Source organism: Nitrosospira multiformis ATCC 25196, from assembly GCF_000196355.1.
GTDB classification, from domain to species: domain Bacteria; phylum Pseudomonadota; class Gammaproteobacteria; order Burkholderiales; family Nitrosomonadaceae; genus Nitrosospira; species Nitrosospira multiformis.
The window spans coordinates 286,052-303,981 of the sequence record NC_007614.1 but is presented as its reverse complement, the minus strand read 5'-3'; the positions used below and the strand labels follow the sequence as shown (position 1 = coordinate 303,981).

The window sequence follows — 17,930 nt, the reverse complement described above, 5'->3', positions numbered from 1 at the left end:
GATATCGTCAACGGGATTCCAGCAATTCGATTATGCCAAAATCCTTAATCATATAGAAGCTGACCCGTCTGTCATCGAAGAGGATTGCAGGTTTTGGAGGTGATACGCAAATTACGCGGAATCCACCTGCCTTCAAGGCTTCAAGACTGGCTTTGAGATTTTCGGTTTCATAACAGAGATGGTAAATGCTTTCGCTCGCTTGGGTGAGGATTGCATCCAGGGGACCCTGCCCCTCCGCAGGCGCGACCAACTCCACAGTAGGCATGGAAGAATGGGGGCACAGCCAGAGATTCACGTTTTGCAGCGGGTCGTAGACCTGCCTAGCCACTTCATGGCCCAACCCCTTGAGGAACTTAAGCGTCTGCTCCGGCCGTCTGCTGGCCAGACCAAAATGGTGGAAGCGAAGAGCGAACGCCTGCATTGAAAATTGCATTTCCTGTTACGCAGCCAGTTCAGGTTTTTATGATGGCGCTGGACGCCTGTGCTAGCGGAGCTTGCTCGCCTGGATCAGTAAAGAGTTGCATAGCTCGGGATAATCAACGCCTACTTTGAGCATGGCCTGCAAGATTGCTTCGCTGAGATTCAAATCGAGTATCTGTTGCGTCGTGATCGGCTTGAGCAAGAGGCCTTCAACCTTGCGTATCTCCAATCCCTCACCCTCTACCATTTCAACCAGCGATTCCAGAGAGAAATAACGCTTATGGCCGAATTCGAGATCGGCTGAACTTAAAGCATACATGTCGGGAAGCAGGCCGGCAGCATGCCCCAGCCTCCGGTGAAGGGATTCAGCGTTCGGGACGGCAATATAAATGGATCCGCCTGGAGAAAGGAACTGCGCATAGCGTCGTATAATCGCAGCCGGATTGTCCACATGCTCCAGAACAAAACCCATGCCAATCGCATCAAAGCGTTCGTCAGTCTCGAAATCCTCGAAATACCCCTGCGCGATATCAACGCCCTCGATTGCGAAGTGTTCTCTGAAACGGTCAATCATCTCCTGGGAGCCTTCAATCACTTGGTAGCGCTGAAAAGTCTTTGCAAAATATTCGGTGGAGTAACCATGCCCCAAGCCCAGTTCCAACATGCTGCCTGTTTGCGCCATCGCAACGACTCTTTGGGGATACCACTGTAGGGTTAGCCGGTTATCCAGGACATAAGTGCGATCATATGCGGTTGGATCCTGCTCATTTTCCAGGCTCATGAATATCTTCCTTTATTTAAGCAGAAATGGAGCACGAGCTTTTTAATTATCCCTTGCTCTTCATTCTAAATCAGAAGGACGCCGCGTTACTGTCCTGTCAATCGGTTGCAGGTTGATCATCAGCGGTAAAAATATTTCTCACGATATAATTGGGACGGTTCTGCACCTGATTGAACACCTTCCCCAGGTAGATACCAACAAGGCCCATTGCCGTGGTGAGAATACCGAGGCTGAGCATCATCATGGTCATTACTGAAGTGAAACCCATGAGGGTGTCGTCAAACAGTAGCTTTCGCAATACAAGATAGAATGCAAATGAGAAACTCAGCAGGGTAATCACTACGCCTATGTTGAACAGCCAGATCAGAGGCTGGGCGGAGAATGAACTTACTGCATTGATCATCAATCCGATACGTCGCAGGAGAGTATATGTGCTTCTGCCTTCACGCTGTTTCTTGACGACAGGCAGGCCGATCTGCTGAAAACCTGTCCAGCTCATCATACCACCGAGAAAAAGATTCCGGTCGCCCATCTGCAGTAGCGCTTCCACGTAACGGCGCGTCATGATCCGTTCCGTAAGAATGTTTTCAGGAATCTTTACATCGCTGAGCAGGTTGAATCCCTTCCAGAACAGACCGCCGCTGATTTGTTCGAACCGCCCGCCTTTGCGTACGTCCTGATAGCCAAAAACGACGTCGGATTTGGTCTCGCGTAGTTTGGAATAAAACTCTGCCAGCACCAGCGGCGACACCTCCAGGTCGCAGTCGATGAGAAAAACGAGATTTCCCCGTGCATGCCGTAATCCAGCCTGTATAGCAGCGTGATGCCCAAAGTTCCGCGCAAGATCAACCACCACGAGTTGCGGGATGTCTCTCCGGCGTTCGAGCGCGTAAGCCAGGGACTCATCCGGCGAGCCATCATTGACGAGCAATATCTCAAAATGGTCACACTTGATCGCAGACAAGGCTTGCAGGGATTCGGCAAGGAACCGGTCAAGAAACGGCCGCGACCGGTACATGGTGGAGACAATGCTGATTTCCAATGGCATATGATCAGATCCGATTCCTTCATCTTCTGGTGCCCCGGGTCAAATTCTACTTAATTACAGCTTCAAGTGGAGATGATTTAATTTACTTTTCCAGGTGAAGACGTATTGCAATGGGAAGACCTGGAAAGATCGGAATTATCCGCCTCTTTACCGGACGGAGCGCATCCGTCAAGCACGTGCCTGTTCGTCTGGAAACGGTTGCAGCTCTAGAAATCCGATGTTCTGGAGACGTAGGCGTCATACCGTTCCCGGGTCTGATTCACCGTGATCATCACGGCTGCCCACGCTGCATACATGATGGCCCATGGCATGGCCGGAAAATGAAACCTGGGTTGCCCGGAAAAGACCACCGATATCAAGGTCAGGTAAATCATCAGGCAGTATCCCACGAGCACCCACGGCCAAGCGACTTTATCGGGATGCCTTATCAACAGGAAAGCTGCCGCGAACGAGCCCACAAGCAGCAGAGCATAAAAGATCTGATTTATCCACCTCATGGTTCGGAACGCGCCGCTATACTGCTCATAGTACCGGTACCCCGCCTGATAGGCCCACTCCGCTTCGCCATTTCTGGACCACAGATGCCATATCTTCAGAGGGATAAGCTCTACAAACCGCACGGGGTTTTCCCTTATCCAATCGGTTGCCAGCTTCTTTGCGCGCCGGTCAGATTCCACCTGATCCTGAACCGAGAAATTGCGCTGGGCCACCAGCGGATCGTTTTCCTCATAGCCTCCGCTGGCTGTGGGATGATTTCCGGTCAGGAGCGTTGCCCCTCCGTTAGTGGAAATCAGGACGAGCTCCCCGAAAATCATCGTGTTCCGCACCGCCCAGGGGACCAGCACCATAGCCATAGCAAGATAGATTGCAAATCCCTTGATGAGGTGCTGCCTCAGCCTATCCTTTCTCTCGGCGCTGAATACGTGAAAAAGCACCAGCAGACCAGGCAAGAACACTGCTTGCGGTTTGGTCAGCGCGGCCAGCCCGAAGACAATGCCGCAAACCCATATCCATAACCATCGGCTCCTTGTGATGTAGAGGTATACGCCAAGAAGCAGTAAAAAGGTAAAGTAAACCTCGGTTAAGATAAAAGACGTATAAGCTACATGATTCGGATATAGGGTAAGCAGGAGGACGCCCAAGCGGGCAGCGGCTTCGCTCCGGAAAATTCTTCGTGTCAGCTCCAGTTGCAGAAAAAAACTGAGGGCTGCCATAACCAAATTAGCTATCTGCCCTACCAATTGATCCCGACCGAAAAGATAGAAAAGGATACCAAGAAAGCCGGGATAGCCAACCGGCCAATAGGCTGTCGGATACCCCGCTTCCGAATAGCCGCCGCCGCTCGCTATGCCAACCGCTCTGTTGAAGTACCAGCTTGCATCGGAAGTCATCTCAACGGGCACAAAGAAAATCAGGGCTACGCGCAATGCCACGAAAAGTATGAAACACGCCGGCAGGAAAACATGCGAATCGAGGAGCTGAAACAAGGGAGCGGCAATTCTGTGGCGGCGTCGAAAGCGATGGATGCCCTCAATGTTACTTTCTGGATCTGGAAGTGTGTTCAAAACGGGAGATTCAGATAATTAGCCTACTTTTAACCAGGATAAACCCGATATGTCGACAAATCGGTGCAAAGCCGGTCGGGTTGCGTTCAGCTTAATGACGTCCTCCTGAGTAAAGAGCCGAAAACAATTGCAAGCGGCGGTGAAATGGTACCCCTTCCTGTTTACTCAATCCTTGGGTGCAGGAGTATTTTTGAACGTCCAATAAGAATTCAGAAAGTAATTTATGAACATGGCGGGTGCAATACCGACAAGCTGGTGAATCTCCGGAGAGACATCAGGAAACAGAACGGATAGCACTACAAAAGTGGAATAACTCACCCCCAGAGATACGAGAGAAACCATGTTGAACTTCAGACCCTTGACACGGATGTGATCTTGAGACGTGCGCCAGCGAAAGGTCCAGTAGTTATTCAACAGAAAGTTCGTGATAATCGATATTTCGATTGAGATAGGAGAAGCGAGATATTTATTTACATTTGCCTGGAGAAGCAGTGTAAACACGCCAAGATTCACAATAACGCCGGACAGTCCTACTATGGCGAACTTGATAAAAGTCTTTGAGCTGTGGAGACGTATCCACCAGGCGTTCAGGATAAACTCGATGATGTCGGAAATTCCGAGCTTCGACTCACCCTTGGCACGATCTACGAAGTCGACGGGAACTTCTTTTATGACTGCACCGAGAGATACGGCCTTGTGCAGCAGTGCAACCTGGAAAGCGTATCCCTGAACACGAAGATCATCAAAAATGATTTTTCTGAGGAGATTCGTTTTGATCGCCCTGAAACCGGCTGTGCAGTCTCGAATTCTGTACATTCCGGCAACGTAGCGTGCAACGATATTACCGCCCAGGGAATTCATGCGGCGTAGAAACCCCCATTCCTGGGGAATGGAGCCGCCCTTCACATAACGGCTGCCAATCACAAAATCCGCGCCTCCATCGAGTGCCGCCATAAGCCGAGGTACATCTTCGGGTTTATGCGAAAAATCAGCATCCATCTCGAATACGACATCGGCATGAAGCTCATCCATGGCATGAATCATACCGCGGATATAGGCGGCGCCCAACCCTGCCTTCTTTCCCCTCAGCAAATGCACATTCGGATATACCGTCTGCTTGGCCCGAACCACTTCCGCCGTGCCGTCGGGCGAATCGTCATCCACCACAAGGAGGTGCATATCATGAAGAAACTCCCGAGCCTGAACCTCTAGCGCATCAATCATGATGCCAATGTTATCCCGCTCGTTGTAGGTCGGCAAAATCACTACAACTTTTAAAGTTGCCATAGAGTATCCACGGAAAGAGACAATTCCTTAACTGGGTGGGCGGTTCTGGTGCAAAAAGGGCGGGGAGTTATGAGGCTTTGGCTGGTTGAAGGTTCTCAGGATTGTGTGGGAAACTCCATTGCAAGTGCTATCAACGCGGATCATCCACAATCATCCATAGGCAATCAGTAAAAACGAAGTTCCTGGGCCGGAGTTCCCCGGGCGCGCAATAACCGGGGAATGCCTTCGTTCGTTTCGGGGGCTAACGCCCGAAGATCAGTTAATTATTAGTATCCCTGCCAGTAAGCCTTCCCGGCTTCCTGCTCTTCCCTGGATAAGTGAAAATGGCATGCCCTTTAATCCTCGAAGTCGCCCATGAAAGACGGGCATCATTTCCAGGAACTGCTGGCGCGAGCGCTCCATCCAATGCTCTTTCCCTATGATCCATGAATAGTTGGGGAAGGATCCAGAATTCGAAATACTGCGGTTCCTGGTGCGGAGAGAAAACTCGTTATCCGTAGTTGTTTGTCGCCATGCCAGCAGTCAACCTGCGCGCCGACCACGGACAGCCCACCCAATAAGTCCGAGTCCTGCAAGTAAGAGTGCGTATGCCTGAGGTTCAGGAACGGGCCCCGCAACCGGTTTGTATAACCACACAGCGGCATCCCACTTGCCATCGGCCGTTTTTGCGGCCTCATCGAGCGCTATGAATGCCCCAAGCGTGGGATCATATTTCCATTTGCCAAGAACTCCCGTCTCATGATTGCCGAGAGGATGATCCCCGGTAGCGCTTTCTATCTCATGAACCACCCAGGTAGTATGGGAACCAATGTTGCCATCGGCATCTGTAAGGACATTGGCTGACCAGACTGTTCCTCCGCCGTCGCGGCCATCCCAAAGCACGATCGAGTTGTTGGCAGAATCATAATCGATACCGAAATACGGCGTCATCACAAAGTCGCTGCCATCCGCCTTTACCAGGTTTATTCCGATATCCCAGTTGTGATCGGGATTGGCATTGTCCAGATCCCATATTGTCAGATCGGACGCATAGCTGGGCCGCGGGCTGGCGGTTCGGATGTAGAGATTGTGGTCTGTATCAATTGTTCCAGCGCCCTGGTACCCCACCGTGTTCCATGAGCGGCCAACTCTTTCCCAGGTATCCTGGCCGCCACTCCTCACGTCCCCCGCCGTATAGCGGTAAAGCGAAGGAAAACCCGAGGCTGCCATATCCGCTGTGACATAAACGACGTCTTTACCGTTTTCCATGCGATAAGCCGTTGTACCGTCAATATGGGTCGCCGTCGATACGTGTCGGTCGAGCCACATATTGCCCCCTTGCGCTATATGGGTCGTATTCCAGCCCGAGCCGGTAGTACCCCCCACCTTGTTCGGATCAGCCTTTCTTGGATCCCACATAAAAGGTCCCGCCACGCTCACATTAGTTCCATCCGTTTGGAGGAACGCGCCGCCGCCTGGCGCTGCAGCCCCCCCGAATGTAAGGAACATATCATTTGCCGGAAGATAGACATTATTGTCATAGGTATGGGCGGATTGAGGCGCAGCATTGTCGACAATAAAACCCTTCGAATCTATTCTGCTGGCTAAGGAACCTCGGCCCCAACTCCCCGTAGCGCCGTCCCACACATACATTTCGTTGCCCACGTAATTCCCGTGGCCGCCGCCCCATAACAGCAGATCTCCGCGAGCGGAATCCCAGGCAAATGAACTCCATGCACGAACAACCGCGCTCGTCGGGCCAGGAGCTGCATCTGCTCCCGTTGCCCATGCATCGGAAAATAAGTTGGTGCTCGCCTTGACCCACCCGCCTTGCGGCGTTCCTGCCAGCAAGGACGATAACCGTTCGAACGAGGTTTCGGCGTTTACTTGTCCCATACAAACCGGGAAAGAAGCGGCGACGAATAAAACAGGAAGAATCGGACCAGCCGGGCGAACATTGCTCGAGCCCGCTGAATCCTCCCCCGACTTCAGCTTCCTGAATTCCTTCAGTTTTTTCATGTTATTGTTTCCCTGATAAAAGACAAGACGTTCGAAGGTTACAAGAAAATCCATTGAAAAGTAAAGTGATTTTTACCTTCGGGAAGTAACGTCCCGCGACTTGTAGTACCATTAGCGGATTTTTATCCAGGACGGCAAAATTACCGGCGGAAGCAGCAAAAACAGTGACAGGAAGGGAATTTGTATCGCTGTCCAGCCAGCCTATGCTGAAGGAGCAGCGCTTTATAAACGCTTGCACTACCACCGCGGGTTGTCATCTTCGGAAAGATGAAGTGCGCCGTCTCGCAGCCCTTATCCTATTTTCATTTGCCTTCGCACCTCCGGTTCATTTTGAAAACTTCATCTTGATACTCAGGGATTGCAGCAATGACGTCTCCTCAAAAATAAACAGCGCGGAGTAAATATGCAGCATATTGAAGAAGTGAGAAACATCCTATCTGACGTATTGAGCCTCGGGGAAAGAAGAAATTCGCTCAATGCGGATTCCCCCTTGCTTGGGGCCATTCCCGAACTGGATTCAATGGCTGTCGTCAATGTAATCACCGCTCTCGAGGACCACTTCGACATCACGGTTGACGATGATGAGATCAGTGCAAAAACTTTCGAAACTGTCGGCAGCCTGACCCAATTCGTCGAGCAGAAGCTGGCGGAATGAAAATGGATCCCGGCTCGATTCATGCAGAGCCTTTCTTTTTGCAAACCGAGTTGGGACAGCGTTTCTGCCTTTTTCATCAGCCGCATCCAGGCAGGAAATGCCAGGGGACCATTCTGTATGTACACCCCTTCGGCGACGAAATGAACAAAGCGCGGCGGATGGCCGCGGTCCAGGCAAGAGCTTTCGCCGCGATTGGATGGGGAGTGCTGCAAATGGATCTTTTTGGGTGTGGCGATAGCAGTGGCGAGTTTCGCGATGCCCGGTGGGACATCTGGAAGCAGGATCTGGCCCGCGCCCGACTCTGGCTTGAGAGCCGCCTTGCCGTTCCGGTAAGTTTGTGGGGATTACGCCTGGGCGCGCTGCTGGCCCTGGACTTCGCACAAGATGCAGCAAATGCCGTTGACCGCATCATTTTATGGCAACCCGTTATCAGCGGAGAAACCTTCCTGAGTCAGTTCTTGCGATTGCGAATGGCAGGTGAACTATTCTCCACCGTCTCCGAGGAAAAATCGACAGGAACGGCTATGTTGCGCAAGCAAATGGAAGAGGGTGAAACACTGGAAATAGCGGGATACGAGCTTGCACCCGGACTCGCAAATGCAATCGATGGCTTGAAGGCGGCTGAATTGGCCGTTGGAAAAAGCGCCGTCCACTGGTTCGAGATCATCCCTGAGCCGGGGCGTTCCATGACTTCTGCCGGGGCAAAGATAACCGAGAAGTGGAAGCAGAAGGGTGTCGACCTCCACGTCCATCTCATACCGTGCCAGCCGTTCTGGGCGACCCAGGAAATCTCGGAATGTGCCGAACTGATATCGGCAACGACGAGCGTTTTTGCACTGGCCGCATGATGAATTATGAGGAGCGTCCCATCGTTTTTTGCTGTGGGAGCGATTGCCTTTACGGTATTTTAACCTTGCCTGAACAGGCTGCTTCAAGGGGTATTCTTATTCTCGTTGGAGGACCTCAATATCGCGCAGGAAGCCATCGCCAGTTTACCCTCCTTGCCCGCCACTTGGCGGCGAATGGCATACCGGTCTTCCGTTTTGATTTCCGCGGCATGGGTGATAGTGAGGGAGACGCGAGGACTTTTGAAAACGTGAAAGATGATGTCCGCTCTGGAATAGATCGTCTCTTCGCAGAAATCCCTTCCCTGAACGAACTGGTTATTCTGGGACTATGCGATGCAGCATCGGCTGCATTGTTTTATGCTTATCAGGACCCGCGCGTGACCGGACTGGTCCTGCTGAATCCATGGGTAAGAACGGAGGAAGGCTCTGCCAGAGCGTATTTGAAGCACTATTACATTTCGCGCATTTTTGATCGTGAACTCTGGGGCAAAATATGGAGCGGAAATTTCAACTATGCCGCGTCTGCAAGATCACTTTTCGGCACTATTGGTACAGTCGTAGCCGAAAGAGGGGAAATTGCACCTCCCGCTGCAAAGAATAACTGCAAAAGCGGTTGCGAAGCGGCTCCCTTGCCGGAACGGATGTTTCAAGGGCTTGAGCGTTTCCAGGGAAGAGTGCTCCTGATACTCTGCGGCAATGACCTGACTGCTCAGGAGTTTTCCGAGCTGGTCAAAGGTTCACAAAAATGGAAAAAACTGCTGGCTTCTCCACACTTTTCGCGCTTCAGCCTGCCAGAAGCCAACCATACCTTTTCCCGGCGGGAGTGGCGCGATCAGATCGCGCGCTGGACAAAAGAATGGCTTTACTCCTGGTAAAAACCGCTTTGAATTGGCATTTCGGCCAACCGATTTCGGAGAAAACCACTTTCAAAAAATCCTCGTGTCTTGGTTGAACTTGACAACCACTTCCTTCTATCTCGAGAATATTTAAAATCGTTTTAAGAGGCCTCAAGTTCGAATCGAACCGGGGATTAAGGGAATCTCCCTTCCCTCAAGACAGGCTGGACAGAGGTAGAGAGTCGACAGAGCAAGGTAAGCTTGATTGCAAGGAACGCTAATGAAAGTCATACCCGGAATTGCGATATTGGTTATTTCATTGATCGCGCCAGATCTTCATGCAACCTCTTCTGCCTATTGTGGAGAATTGATAAATGTCCATGACTATATAGGCGGGGATAAGCAACTCTTGGGAACTGTTGAGCAACATCACTTTACTTCAAACATAGAAAGCTTGCGCCATGGAAATACCGGAACTCTCGGAGGGGACTTAAGTTATACCCTTATGTTGTTCCCCAACCATCATCGCGCTCTCGCCGCATTCAGTAAGCTCTCATTGAGAGACAAGACTCTAAAACCAGCTGGCGCAAAATATTCCGTTGGATGTTTTTTTGATCGCGCCATTCGATTCAAACCAAACGATGCGGTAGTAAGAATGGTATACGGCGATTATCTGCTGAAAGCTGGACAAACTGACAAGGCGACTGAGGAACTGGGAATAGCCATTGACCTTGAACCGGAAAATCCTACTATCAATTACAATCTTGGCCTGCTCTACTTGAAACAGAAAAATTACGAGCAGGCGAAAACATATGCGAAGAAAGCGTATGAACTCGGATTTCCGTTACCGGGCTTGAAGAATCAATTGAAACAAGCGGGAAAATGGGATGAATAGCGCGGAAAGCGGGGATTAGCGCGAATCGAAGTTCCGACGAACGTTTAGACGCCAGCCGCCTCCTGCATAGCCCCCAAATGCGCGATGTACCAGCCCATTGCCTGCCTCAGTCCTTCCCCGATGCGGTGGGAGGGTTCAAAACCAAGTAATTGGGTGGCTTTCGTAATATCCGCCTGTGAATGCCGCACATCGCCCTTGCGAAAATCGACGTACGTGGGCCGATGATTCTCCAGCTCCGGAAACTTCTCCAGTAACAGCTCGCGCATCATGCCATACAGTTGATTCAGACTGGTGCGTTCATTTACTGCCACATTGTAAATCTGGTTCACTGCTCCGGTGTTATCACTGAGAGCCGCGAGAAGATTGGCTTGCACTACGTTGTCGATATAACAGAAATCCCGGCTGGTTTCCCCATCCCCATTGATATACAGCGTCTGGTTTCTGATCAGTGCCGAAACCCATTGGGGAATAACTGCGGCATAAGCACCATTGGGATCCTGCCTTGGACCGAATACGTTGAAATAGCGCAGCCCAATGGAGTCCAGTCCATAGCAACGCGCGAACACTTCGGCGTAGAGTTCGTTCACATATTTGGTGACAGCATAGGGCGAAAGAGGACGTCCAATTACCGCTTCCACTTTTGGCAAATCCGGGTGGTCGCCGTAGGTGGAACTGGAGGCAGCGTAGATGAAGCGCCTCACTTGCGCATCCCTTGACGCCACCAGCATGTTGAGAAATCCGGAAATATTGGCTTCGTTGGTTCGGATGGGATCTTGAATGGAACGCGGCACGGAACCCAGCGCGGCCTGGTGCAAAACGAAATCCACACCTTGGCATGCGTTCGTGCAAGTTTCCAGTTGACAGATATCACCCTCTATAAAGCTGAAATTACCCCAAGCCTTCTCCCCGACCAAGTCCCGTATCTGCTCGAGGTTTCGCAAATAGCCGGTGGAAAAATTATCCAATCCGACTACTTTCTGATTATGCTTGAGCAAGGCCTCCAGCAGATTGGATCCGATGAAGCCCGCAACCCCCGTGACCAGCCAGCAGTAGGAATGGTCCTGCAAATGCCGCAGCCATTTTGGGTAAGCAGCCATACCAGGCGTACTATCCTTCACAGTCTCCACACGTTTAAGCCAGCCTCTCGCAGCGCGGCAGGATCGAACTGGGATTTCACATCGATGAAACACCCTTTGTCCGTGATTTTGGTCTGAAACTGGGTCAAGGGCATTTCAGTGAACTGGCGGTGGGCAACGGCAACAATCATTGCATCCGCGCGTGGAAGGTCCTCCCATGATTCAAGTTCCACACCGTATTCGTGGCGGGCTTCTTCAATACTGGCTACAGGATCGTGGACGTGAATCTCTATCCCATAGCTTTTAAGTTCACTGATCAGATCGGCAACCTTGGAATTCCTGAGATCAGGACAGTTTTCCTTGAAGGCCAGGCCGAGAACATTTACACGCGCACTCCGAACGTTGATATCGGCCTTGATGATATGTTTGATCGTTTGTTCCGCCACGAATTTGGCCATACTGTCATTGATACGGCGTCCCGCGAGGATAACCTGGGGAATATAACCGACCATTTCCGCCTTGTGAGTAAGATAGTAGGGATCGACGCCGATACAATGGCCTCCGACCAGGCCCGGGCGAAAGGGTAAAAAATTCCATTTGGTGCCAGCCGCCTGCAGCACTTCCAGCGTGTCAATGTCCAGTTTGTCGAAAATAATCGCCAGTTCATTCATCAACGCGATATTCAGGTCTCGCTGAGTATTTTCGATTACTTTGGCTGCTTCCGCTACCTTGATGCTGGACGCACGGTGCACGCCGGCGGTAATTATGCTCTCATAAAGTGCTGCAATTTTTTCCAGCGTATCCTCATCGTCTCCAGAGACAACCTTCAGAATCTTTGTGAGCGTATGCTGCTTGTCGCCGGGGTTAATCCGTTCGGGCGAGAAGCCGACATGAAAATCGTCTTTCCATTTCATGCCGGAATGTTTCTCAAGGACAGGAATACAGACTTCCTCGGTTGCTCCCGGGTAAACGGTGGATTCGTAAATAACGATTGCTCCCCGCTTCATATGTTTTCCCACGGTTTCGCTCGCACCTATGAGAGGACGAAAATCGGGCTGATGGGCTGCGTCCACGGGTGTTGGAACGGCCACGACAATATAATCCGCCTGTGACAACTCAGCCGGGTCAGTAGTGACATGAAGCTGCTTCGCGGCTTTCAGGTCATCGGAGGAAACCTCGCCGGTCGGATCGATAAATTGCTTGTAACTTGCTATCTTGCTGCTCGAAAGATCGTAGCCGATGGTTTTCCTTTTTTTTCCGAACTCCACCGCCAAAGGTAATCCCACATAGCCTAGCCCAACCACTGCCACCACACTCATCAGTCACCTCCCGCTTTATACTTATAGACGTTATAACGGCACAAAACCAGATCGTTTCCATCCAATATCATCCAGCCATACCACCTCGAATACCATTGTACTGAAGGTCAGTTCCCGGACTGTTCACGGCAGCATATCATAGCGAGAAATGACAAAGGAAAAAGGAAAAGGCTGGCTGCAAACAGGATTTGTGCTTGCCCCAACACGCTTTCAACCTGCCCTGCCCCTCTACCCGGCTTACAGCGCGAAACCTCTTGAACCTCTTGATGCTTACAGAATCACGCAAGCCAAAGAAACGATCACACCCTTGCTCACATATATGGAAGCCGGGCGAGGCGGATGCCCTCAGCCCGACCTGCCTCGGCTCAATCAGGAGCAAAGTTCACTGCACCGGACTGCTTTGGAACACGTTTCCGCACCCAACCTGGAGGCCGTGGAGATTCGCAACCAAAAAGAGTGCTTGATGAACCGGATAAGCGGCGCTTGCAACAAATGATGTTTTTAAGCGTTTCTATGCCGTCCTACACTATCGTCCAGCTCAACCACGGTTGCCGACGCCGCGTTCCGCCGCGTATTCGCGACGGCTTCCTCCCATATCCGCCGTAATGCATCCCACATGCCTGCCCGAACGGTGGTCAGATAAAGAGTATTATCGCTCAACCCGTTTACGAGACGCCGCTGAGCTTCAGCCAGATTATGATAGGGCATGCTCATGAAGAGATGGTGTGTTGCGTGATAGCGCAAACCCACCGGGGCCCACAGGCCAGTGAGGAAGTTCCCTGGCACATTGATGGAATCGAGATATTGTTCGGCAAATCCCATCGGACCGTCTCCGGGATTCCGGTACGCGTGTGCGCTCAATGTACGCAAGGAGTTTATAAAAAAGATGAACATCGCGATGACGTACCAGAAGACCAGGAACCAAGGGGTCAGAATACCCAGTGCAATACAGGTAACCACCGCGGTGATGAATAAAAAAGCGCCAAACTCCTGGATTCTCCAATGCCTGTCGTTGCGGATCGCATTCGGTGCGCGCTTATAGTTCATGTCTATGGTGAGCGAGGAGGCGCGCTCCCATAGAATCCGGCGCAGCGGCGGAATGAAATACGACAACGGTGTGAGAAGCAGGAAACGAACGATGAAGAAAAGCGGCAGGATGAAGGACAGCAGTACATACCCCACCATGACCATCGGTTTCAAGGTGGCAAAAGGGATATATTCGCCATCTCCGGCAGTGCCGTACACATCCCTCCTGTGGTGATCGTTGTGCACCCCGTCATAGGTAAAGGAAGGAACCAGCAAAGGTATCCCACACGTCACATTCCAGATAATGCGAAAAAACCCGAAGGTCCCCTTTCGGAGGTGGGCCAGCTCATGTACAAAGATAGCGGCGCGATAAAAGGCAAACGTGGCAACGAGCATGGCCAACAACTGCCAGAATGAAAAGAGCGGCATGGACAGGATGATCAGGAAGGCTGTCCAGCCAAGCGAGATATGGAAGAGAAAATCCAACCAGTAGATCCAGGGATTGGGCGTCATGAGATCGCGGACCAGGTTGTGCGCCTCCCGCAATGGAAATTCCTGTCCTGGCTGTATCTGCATCATTTCCGGATACTCACTGTTCTTTGTCTGGTATCGACTCGATCTGACGCGCCATCTGCTTCCTTTCCACATCCGGCCATTATTTCACGAACCTGGAACACCGCGCGACTTCATTCGAACACCTCGGCATGAACCAGTCTCGCCGCCTTTTCATCTTTGCTGGAAACGACAGGGCTTACACCTGCCTCGATGGGCCATCCGATGGCAATTCCCGGGTCGTTCCACAGAATACTGCGATCAAAATCAGAAAAATAGTACTCGGTGGTTTTATATAAGAAATCTGCAATGTCACTGAGGACATAGAATCCATGCGCGAATCCGGGCGGCAACCACAACTGGCGGTAATTGTCTTCAGTCAATTCGACCCCGACCCAATGGCCAAAAGTAGGGGATGATCTGCGAATATCCACTGCTACGTCGAATACTGCTCCCCGCACGACACGTACCAGCTTTCCCTGCGGCCGACGAACCTGATAGTGCAGGCCACGCAGTACACCCTTGACAGAGCGGCTATGATTATCCTGTACAAACCGCACGTCAAGTCCGGTCGCCTGCCGGAAATTTTCCTGATTGAAGCTTTCGAAGAAAAATCCGCGACTATCTCCGAATACTTTAGGCTCGATTATCATGACCTCCGGGATAGAGGTGGCGATAACCTTCATGTAACCACCTGTTCCTCTAGCAAGCGTTTCAAGTATTGGCCGTAACCATTCTTGGCCAGAGGTTGCGCGAGCTTCTCAAGTTGCTCACTACTGATGAAACCCTGGCGAAAGGCGATCTCTTCCGGACAGGCCACTTTGAGCCCCTGACGATGCTCAATGGTTTCAATGAAGTTGCTCGCTTCTATCAGGCTTTCGTGCGTGCCGGTATCCAGCCAGGCATAGCCGCGCCCCATGATTTCCACATTGAGTTGATTGTGTTTGAGATAAGTGCGATTGACATCGGTGATTTCCAGCTCGCCGCGTGCGGAAGGCTTGAGGTCACTGGCAATATCCACTACCTGATTATCGTAGAAATACAGGCCGGTCACCGCATAGTTGCTTTTGGGTTGGGCGGGTTTTTCTTCCAGCGAAGAAACGCGGTGATTTGCATCAAAGGCGACGACTCCGTAGCGCTGCGGATCCTGGACATGATAGGCAAAGACCGTCGCGCCTTCCTGTCTTTCCATGGCACGCTGTAATTGCAGATGCAGATCGTGACCATAGAAAATGTTATCACCCAACACAAGCGCGCTTGAATCCCTTCCAATGAAATCCCTGCCAATGATAAAAGCATGAGCGAGCCCATCCGGACTGTTTTGCACCGCATATTGCAGATTCAAGCCCCAACCGCCCCCATCGCCCAGAAGCTGCTCGAAACGCGAGGTATCCTGGGGAGTGGAAATAATGAGAATGTCGCGAATACCCGCGAGCATCAATGTGCTGAGCGGATAGTAGATCATGGGCTTGTCGTAAATAGGCAGCAGTTGTTTGGAGACTGCTTTTGTCACCGGATAGAGCCGTGTGCCGGAGCCGCCGGCAAGAATGATGCCTTTACGCTGAATCATAGTGGTTTCTCGAGAATTTCGGTGAGCATGCGCGCAACCCCTGTCTCCCATGACGGCAAGCTTAAATCGAATGTGCTTTGCAGTTTTGCGGTATCGAGGCGCGAGTTTTTTGGCCGCCGGGCGGCGGATGGAAATTCGTTGCTTGCTATCGGGAAAACATTTTCCGGCGCGGCCGTGAGCTTGACTCCCCTCTGCCGCGCAAAGTTCAATACAAAATTCGCATACCCGTACCACGATGTTTCACCCGCGGCAGCCAGATGATAAAGCCCCGAGATATTCTGGCGCTGCCTGCTTATCCGTATGACGTGAGCAGTGATGTCGGCTAGAAGCTCCGCGCCGGTAGGAGCACCGACCTGGTCATCGATAACATTGAGACTATCGCGTTGCTGCGCCAGGCGCAGCATGGTTTTTGCGAAATTACTGCCACGCGCTGCAAAAACCCAACTCGTGCGAAAGATGAGATGATTGCAATCCGCGGTCAGAATCGCTTGCTCGCCTTCCAGCTTGGTTATGCCGTACATATTTAAAGGGGCGGGGGGGTCGGTTTCTACCCGAGGCGCGCTTCCACCCCCGTCAAATACATAATCGGTGGAATAATGTACCAGCCAGGCACCCAGCTTGCCGGCCTCGCGGGCGAGTATAGCGGGAGCGAGGGCGTTGATGATACGGACACGCTCCGGCTCGCTTTCAGCCTTGTCCACCGCTGTATAGGCGGCGGCATTCACGATCACGTCCGGCACAACTGTCCGAACGGTATCCGCGATTCCATCGCAGCGCGTAAAGTCACCGCAGTATTCCTGGCTGCCAAAATCCAGAGCCACTATCTCCCCCAGGGGGGCAAGGCTGCGCTGCAGTTCCCACCCAACCTGGCCGTCTTTTCCGAACAGCAGAATTTTCATCAAGCGCGCTCTTTGTAGTTCTTCTCCACCCAGTGCCGGTAAGCGCCGGATTGAACATGGGTGACCCAAGCCGCGTTGTCGAGATACCATTGCACGGTTTTGCTGATTCCCGTTTCAAAAGTTTCAGCAGGTCTCCAACCCAGCTCACGCTCGATTTTGCTCGCATCGATCGCATAGCGCCGGTCATGGCCTGGACGATCCGCCACATATTTAATCAGATTGCGATAGGAGTGGCCCTCCCGGGGACGGAACGTGTCGAGCAGGCTACAGATTGTTTCCACAATTTCGATGTTGGGTTTTTCATTCCAGCCGCCGATATTATAAATCTGTCCCGGAATGCCATCCTCCAGCACACGGCGAATGGCGCTGCAATGATCTTTTACGTAGAGCCAGTCACGGATTTGCTGGCCATCGCCGTAGACCGGCAATGACTTTCCCGCCAGTGCATTGACGATCATAAGCGGGATGAGCTTTTCGGGAAATTGATATGGCCCGTAATTGTTGGAGCAGTTTGTGGTGAGAACAGGCAACCCGTAGGTGTGGTGATAGGCGCGCACCAAATGATCGCTTGCTGCCTTGCTTGCCGAGTAAGGGCTGTTGGGTTCGTAACGATGGGTCTCGGTAAAAGGCATTTCGTCTTTTGCCAGCGAGCCATAAACCTCATCGGTTGAGACGTGCAGAAAACGAAACTGCTGTTTTTCATTTTCCTTCAATCTGCTCCAGTAATCGCGAGATGCTTCCAGAAGACGGAAGGTACCCACGATGTTGGTCTGTATGAAGTCCTCCGGACCATGTATGGAACGATCGACATGACTCTCCGCGGCAAAATTAAGGATGGCCCGCGGCCGATAGTCCTTTAGCAGATGAATCAGGAGGTCGGAATTACCAATATCGCCTTGTACAAAAACATGCCGCTTGTCACCCTCCAGCGTTTTCAGGTTCTCCAGGTTGCCAGCATAGGTGAGCACATCGAGGTTGATGATCGCCTCGTCAGATCGCTCCAACCAATCCAATACGAAATTTGCCCCGATAAATCCGGCGCCTCCTGTTACCAGAATCATTTGCTCTTCCTTGAACTTATTAAGTTATCGTTATGTTGTTTAATCACCCTTACCGCCTGGTCCTCCCGATAAATCCTGATGATAGCAAAATGGA

General features: G+C 51.7%; 18 protein-coding genes. 5 read left to right on the top strand and 13 right to left on the bottom strand.

The features are described 5' to 3' along the window. Positions 1-7 precede the first annotated feature (7 nt). From NMUL_RS01490 to NMUL_RS01465, 6 genes are all read right to left on the bottom strand, one after another. Entirely contained in the window at positions 8-421 is a 414-nt protein-coding gene (locus tag NMUL_RS01490; RefSeq protein WP_074772052.1) for a VOC family protein, read from the bottom strand. A 63-nt stretch (positions 422-484) separates the two neighbouring features. Next, complete coding sequence (locus NMUL_RS01485) at positions 485-1,201, bottom strand: class I SAM-dependent methyltransferase (protein WP_011379642.1); 717 nt, start codon at positions 1,199-1,201, stop codon at positions 485-487. A gap of 97 nt (positions 1,202-1,298) precedes the next feature. Further along, positions 1,299-2,249: a glycosyltransferase family 2 protein gene (locus NMUL_RS01480; protein ID WP_011379641.1), complete on the bottom strand. Its 951-nt coding sequence runs from the start codon at positions 2,247-2,249 to the stop codon at positions 1,299-1,301. A 206-nt stretch (positions 2,250-2,455) separates the two neighbouring features. Beyond that, complete coding sequence (locus NMUL_RS01475; RefSeq protein ID WP_238529845.1) at positions 2,456-3,682, bottom strand: ArnT family glycosyltransferase; 1,227 nt, start codon at positions 3,680-3,682, stop codon at positions 2,456-2,458. 297 nt (positions 3,683-3,979) lie between these two features. After that, positions 3,980-5,101, bottom strand: coding sequence for a glycosyltransferase family 2 protein (locus tag NMUL_RS01470; RefSeq protein ID WP_011379639.1), 1,122 nt, complete (start codon positions 5,099-5,101; stop codon positions 3,980-3,982). Between the two features lie 522 nt (positions 5,102-5,623). After that, positions 5,624-7,099, bottom strand: a complete 1,476-nt coding sequence (locus tag NMUL_RS01465) for a PEP-CTERM sorting domain-containing protein (RefSeq protein WP_011379638.1) — start codon at positions 7,097-7,099, stop codon at positions 5,624-5,626. Positions 7,100-7,502: 403 nt separating this feature from the next. Here NMUL_RS01465 and NMUL_RS01455 point away from each other — a divergent pair, with 403 nt between their 5' ends. The 4 genes from NMUL_RS01455 to NMUL_RS01440 all read left to right on the top strand — a co-directional run bounded on the left by NMUL_RS01455 (position 7,503) and on the right by NMUL_RS01440 (position 10,333). Next, a complete protein-coding gene (locus tag NMUL_RS01455) occupies positions 7,503-7,754 on the top strand; it encodes an acyl carrier protein (RefSeq protein WP_011379637.1) in 252 nt (83 codons plus the stop codon). Next, a complete protein-coding gene (locus tag NMUL_RS01450) occupies positions 7,751-8,602 on the top strand; it encodes a hydrolase 2, exosortase A system-associated (protein ID WP_011379636.1) in 852 nt (283 codons plus the stop codon). Before NMUL_RS01455 ends, NMUL_RS01450 begins: the two co-directional genes overlap by 4 nt. Beyond that, entirely contained in the window at positions 8,551-9,477 is a 927-nt protein-coding gene (locus NMUL_RS01445) for a hydrolase 1, exosortase A system-associated (protein ID WP_238529844.1), read from the top strand. The genes NMUL_RS01450 and NMUL_RS01445 overlap by 52 nt, the downstream gene beginning before the upstream one ends. A gap of 241 nt (positions 9,478-9,718) precedes the next feature. Continuing rightward, the gene (locus NMUL_RS01440) at positions 9,719-10,333 is read left to right on the top strand and encodes a tetratricopeptide repeat protein (protein WP_011379634.1); all 615 of its coding nucleotides are present in this window, start codon (positions 9,719-9,721) and stop codon (positions 10,331-10,333) included. 44 nt (positions 10,334-10,377) lie between these two features. Here the strand turns inward: NMUL_RS01440 and NMUL_RS01435 are convergent, their stop codons facing one another. Continuing rightward, positions 10,378-11,430, bottom strand: coding sequence for an SDR family oxidoreductase (locus NMUL_RS01435; protein WP_011379633.1), 1,053 nt, complete (start codon positions 11,428-11,430; stop codon positions 10,378-10,380). 17 nt (positions 11,431-11,447) lie between these two features. Next, the gene (locus tag NMUL_RS01430; RefSeq protein WP_041352321.1) at positions 11,448-12,728 is read right to left on the bottom strand and encodes a nucleotide sugar dehydrogenase; all 1,281 of its coding nucleotides are present in this window, start codon (positions 12,726-12,728) and stop codon (positions 11,448-11,450) included. Between the two features lie 148 nt (positions 12,729-12,876). Between NMUL_RS01430 and NMUL_RS15875 the strand changes: the two genes are divergently transcribed. Next, the gene (locus NMUL_RS15875) at positions 12,877-13,224 is read left to right on the top strand and encodes a hypothetical protein (protein ID WP_011379631.1); all 348 of its coding nucleotides are present in this window, start codon (positions 12,877-12,879) and stop codon (positions 13,222-13,224) included. A gap of 5 nt (positions 13,225-13,229) precedes the next feature. Here NMUL_RS15875 and NMUL_RS01420 read toward each other — a convergent pair whose 3' ends face one another. From NMUL_RS01420 to rfbB, 5 genes are all read right to left on the bottom strand, one after another. Beyond that, a complete protein-coding gene (locus NMUL_RS01420) occupies positions 13,230-14,333 on the bottom strand; it encodes a fatty acid desaturase family protein (RefSeq protein WP_041352320.1) in 1,104 nt (367 codons plus the stop codon). 107 nt (positions 14,334-14,440) lie between these two features. After that, positions 14,441-14,992: a dTDP-4-dehydrorhamnose 3,5-epimerase gene (gene rfbC / locus NMUL_RS01415; protein ID WP_011379629.1), complete on the bottom strand. Its 552-nt coding sequence runs from the start codon at positions 14,990-14,992 to the stop codon at positions 14,441-14,443. Beyond that, entirely contained in the window at positions 14,989-15,876 is an 888-nt protein-coding gene (rfbA, locus tag NMUL_RS01410; protein WP_011379628.1) for a glucose-1-phosphate thymidylyltransferase RfbA, read from the bottom strand. The genes rfbC and rfbA overlap by 4 nt, the downstream gene beginning before the upstream one ends. Next, complete coding sequence (gene rfbD, locus NMUL_RS01405) at positions 15,873-16,775, bottom strand: dTDP-4-dehydrorhamnose reductase (protein ID WP_011379627.1); 903 nt, start codon at positions 16,773-16,775, stop codon at positions 15,873-15,875. Before rfbD ends, rfbA begins: the two co-directional genes overlap by 4 nt. Continuing rightward, positions 16,775-17,836, bottom strand: a complete 1,062-nt coding sequence (rfbB, locus tag NMUL_RS01400; protein ID WP_011379626.1) for a dTDP-glucose 4,6-dehydratase — start codon at positions 17,834-17,836, stop codon at positions 16,775-16,777. Before rfbB ends, rfbD begins: the two co-directional genes overlap by 1 nt. Positions 17,837-17,930: the final 94 nt, after the last annotated feature.

What these genes read in the sequence shown, in the direction of transcription:
- NMUL_RS01490 (WP_074772052.1), bottom strand. Translation starts at nt 421, where the DNA reads ATGCAGGCGTTCGCTCTTCGCTTCCACCATTTTGGTCTGGCCAGCAGA.
- NMUL_RS01485 (WP_011379642.1), bottom strand. Translation starts at nt 1,201, where the DNA reads ATGAGCCTGGAAAATGAGCAGGATCCAACCGCATATGATCGCACTTAT.
- NMUL_RS01480 (WP_011379641.1), bottom strand. Translation starts at nt 2,249, where the DNA reads ATGCCATTGGAAATCAGCATTGTCTCCACCATGTACCGGTCGCGGCCG.
- NMUL_RS01470 (WP_011379639.1), bottom strand. Translation starts at nt 5,101, where the DNA reads ATGGCAACTTTAAAAGTTGTAGTGATTTTGCCGACCTACAACGAGCGG.
- NMUL_RS01465 (WP_011379638.1), bottom strand. Translation starts at nt 7,099, where the DNA reads ATGAAAAAACTGAAGGAATTCAGGAAGCTGAAGTCGGGGGAGGATTCA.
- NMUL_RS01455 (WP_011379637.1), top strand. Translation starts at nt 7,503, where the DNA reads ATGCAGCATATTGAAGAAGTGAGAAACATCCTATCTGACGTATTGAGC.
- NMUL_RS01450 (WP_011379636.1), top strand. Translation starts at nt 7,751, where the DNA reads ATGAAAATGGATCCCGGCTCGATTCATGCAGAGCCTTTCTTTTTGCAA.
- NMUL_RS01445 (WP_238529844.1), top strand. Translation starts at nt 8,551, where the DNA reads ATGTGCCGAACTGATATCGGCAACGACGAGCGTTTTTGCACTGGCCGC.
- NMUL_RS01440 (WP_011379634.1), top strand. Translation starts at nt 9,719, where the DNA reads ATGAAAGTCATACCCGGAATTGCGATATTGGTTATTTCATTGATCGCG.
- NMUL_RS01435 (WP_011379633.1), bottom strand. Translation starts at nt 11,430, where the DNA reads ATGGCTGCTTACCCAAAATGGCTGCGGCATTTGCAGGACCATTCCTAC.
- NMUL_RS01430 (WP_041352321.1), bottom strand. Translation starts at nt 12,728, where the DNA reads ATGAGTGTGGTGGCAGTGGTTGGGCTAGGCTATGTGGGATTACCTTTG.
- NMUL_RS15875 (WP_011379631.1), top strand. Translation starts at nt 12,877, where the DNA reads ATGACAAAGGAAAAAGGAAAAGGCTGGCTGCAAACAGGATTTGTGCTT.
- NMUL_RS01420 (WP_041352320.1), bottom strand. Translation starts at nt 14,333, where the DNA reads ATGATGCAGATACAGCCAGGACAGGAATTTCCATTGCGGGAGGCGCAC.
- rfbC (WP_011379629.1), bottom strand. Translation starts at nt 14,992, where the DNA reads ATGAAGGTTATCGCCACCTCTATCCCGGAGGTCATGATAATCGAGCCT.
- rfbA (WP_011379628.1), bottom strand. Translation starts at nt 15,876, where the DNA reads ATGATTCAGCGTAAAGGCATCATTCTTGCCGGCGGCTCCGGCACACGG.
- rfbD (WP_011379627.1), bottom strand. Translation starts at nt 16,775, where the DNA reads ATGAAAATTCTGCTGTTCGGAAAAGACGGCCAGGTTGGGTGGGAACTG.
- rfbB (WP_011379626.1), bottom strand. Translation starts at nt 17,836, where the DNA reads ATGATTCTGGTAACAGGAGGCGCCGGATTTATCGGGGCAAATTTCGTA.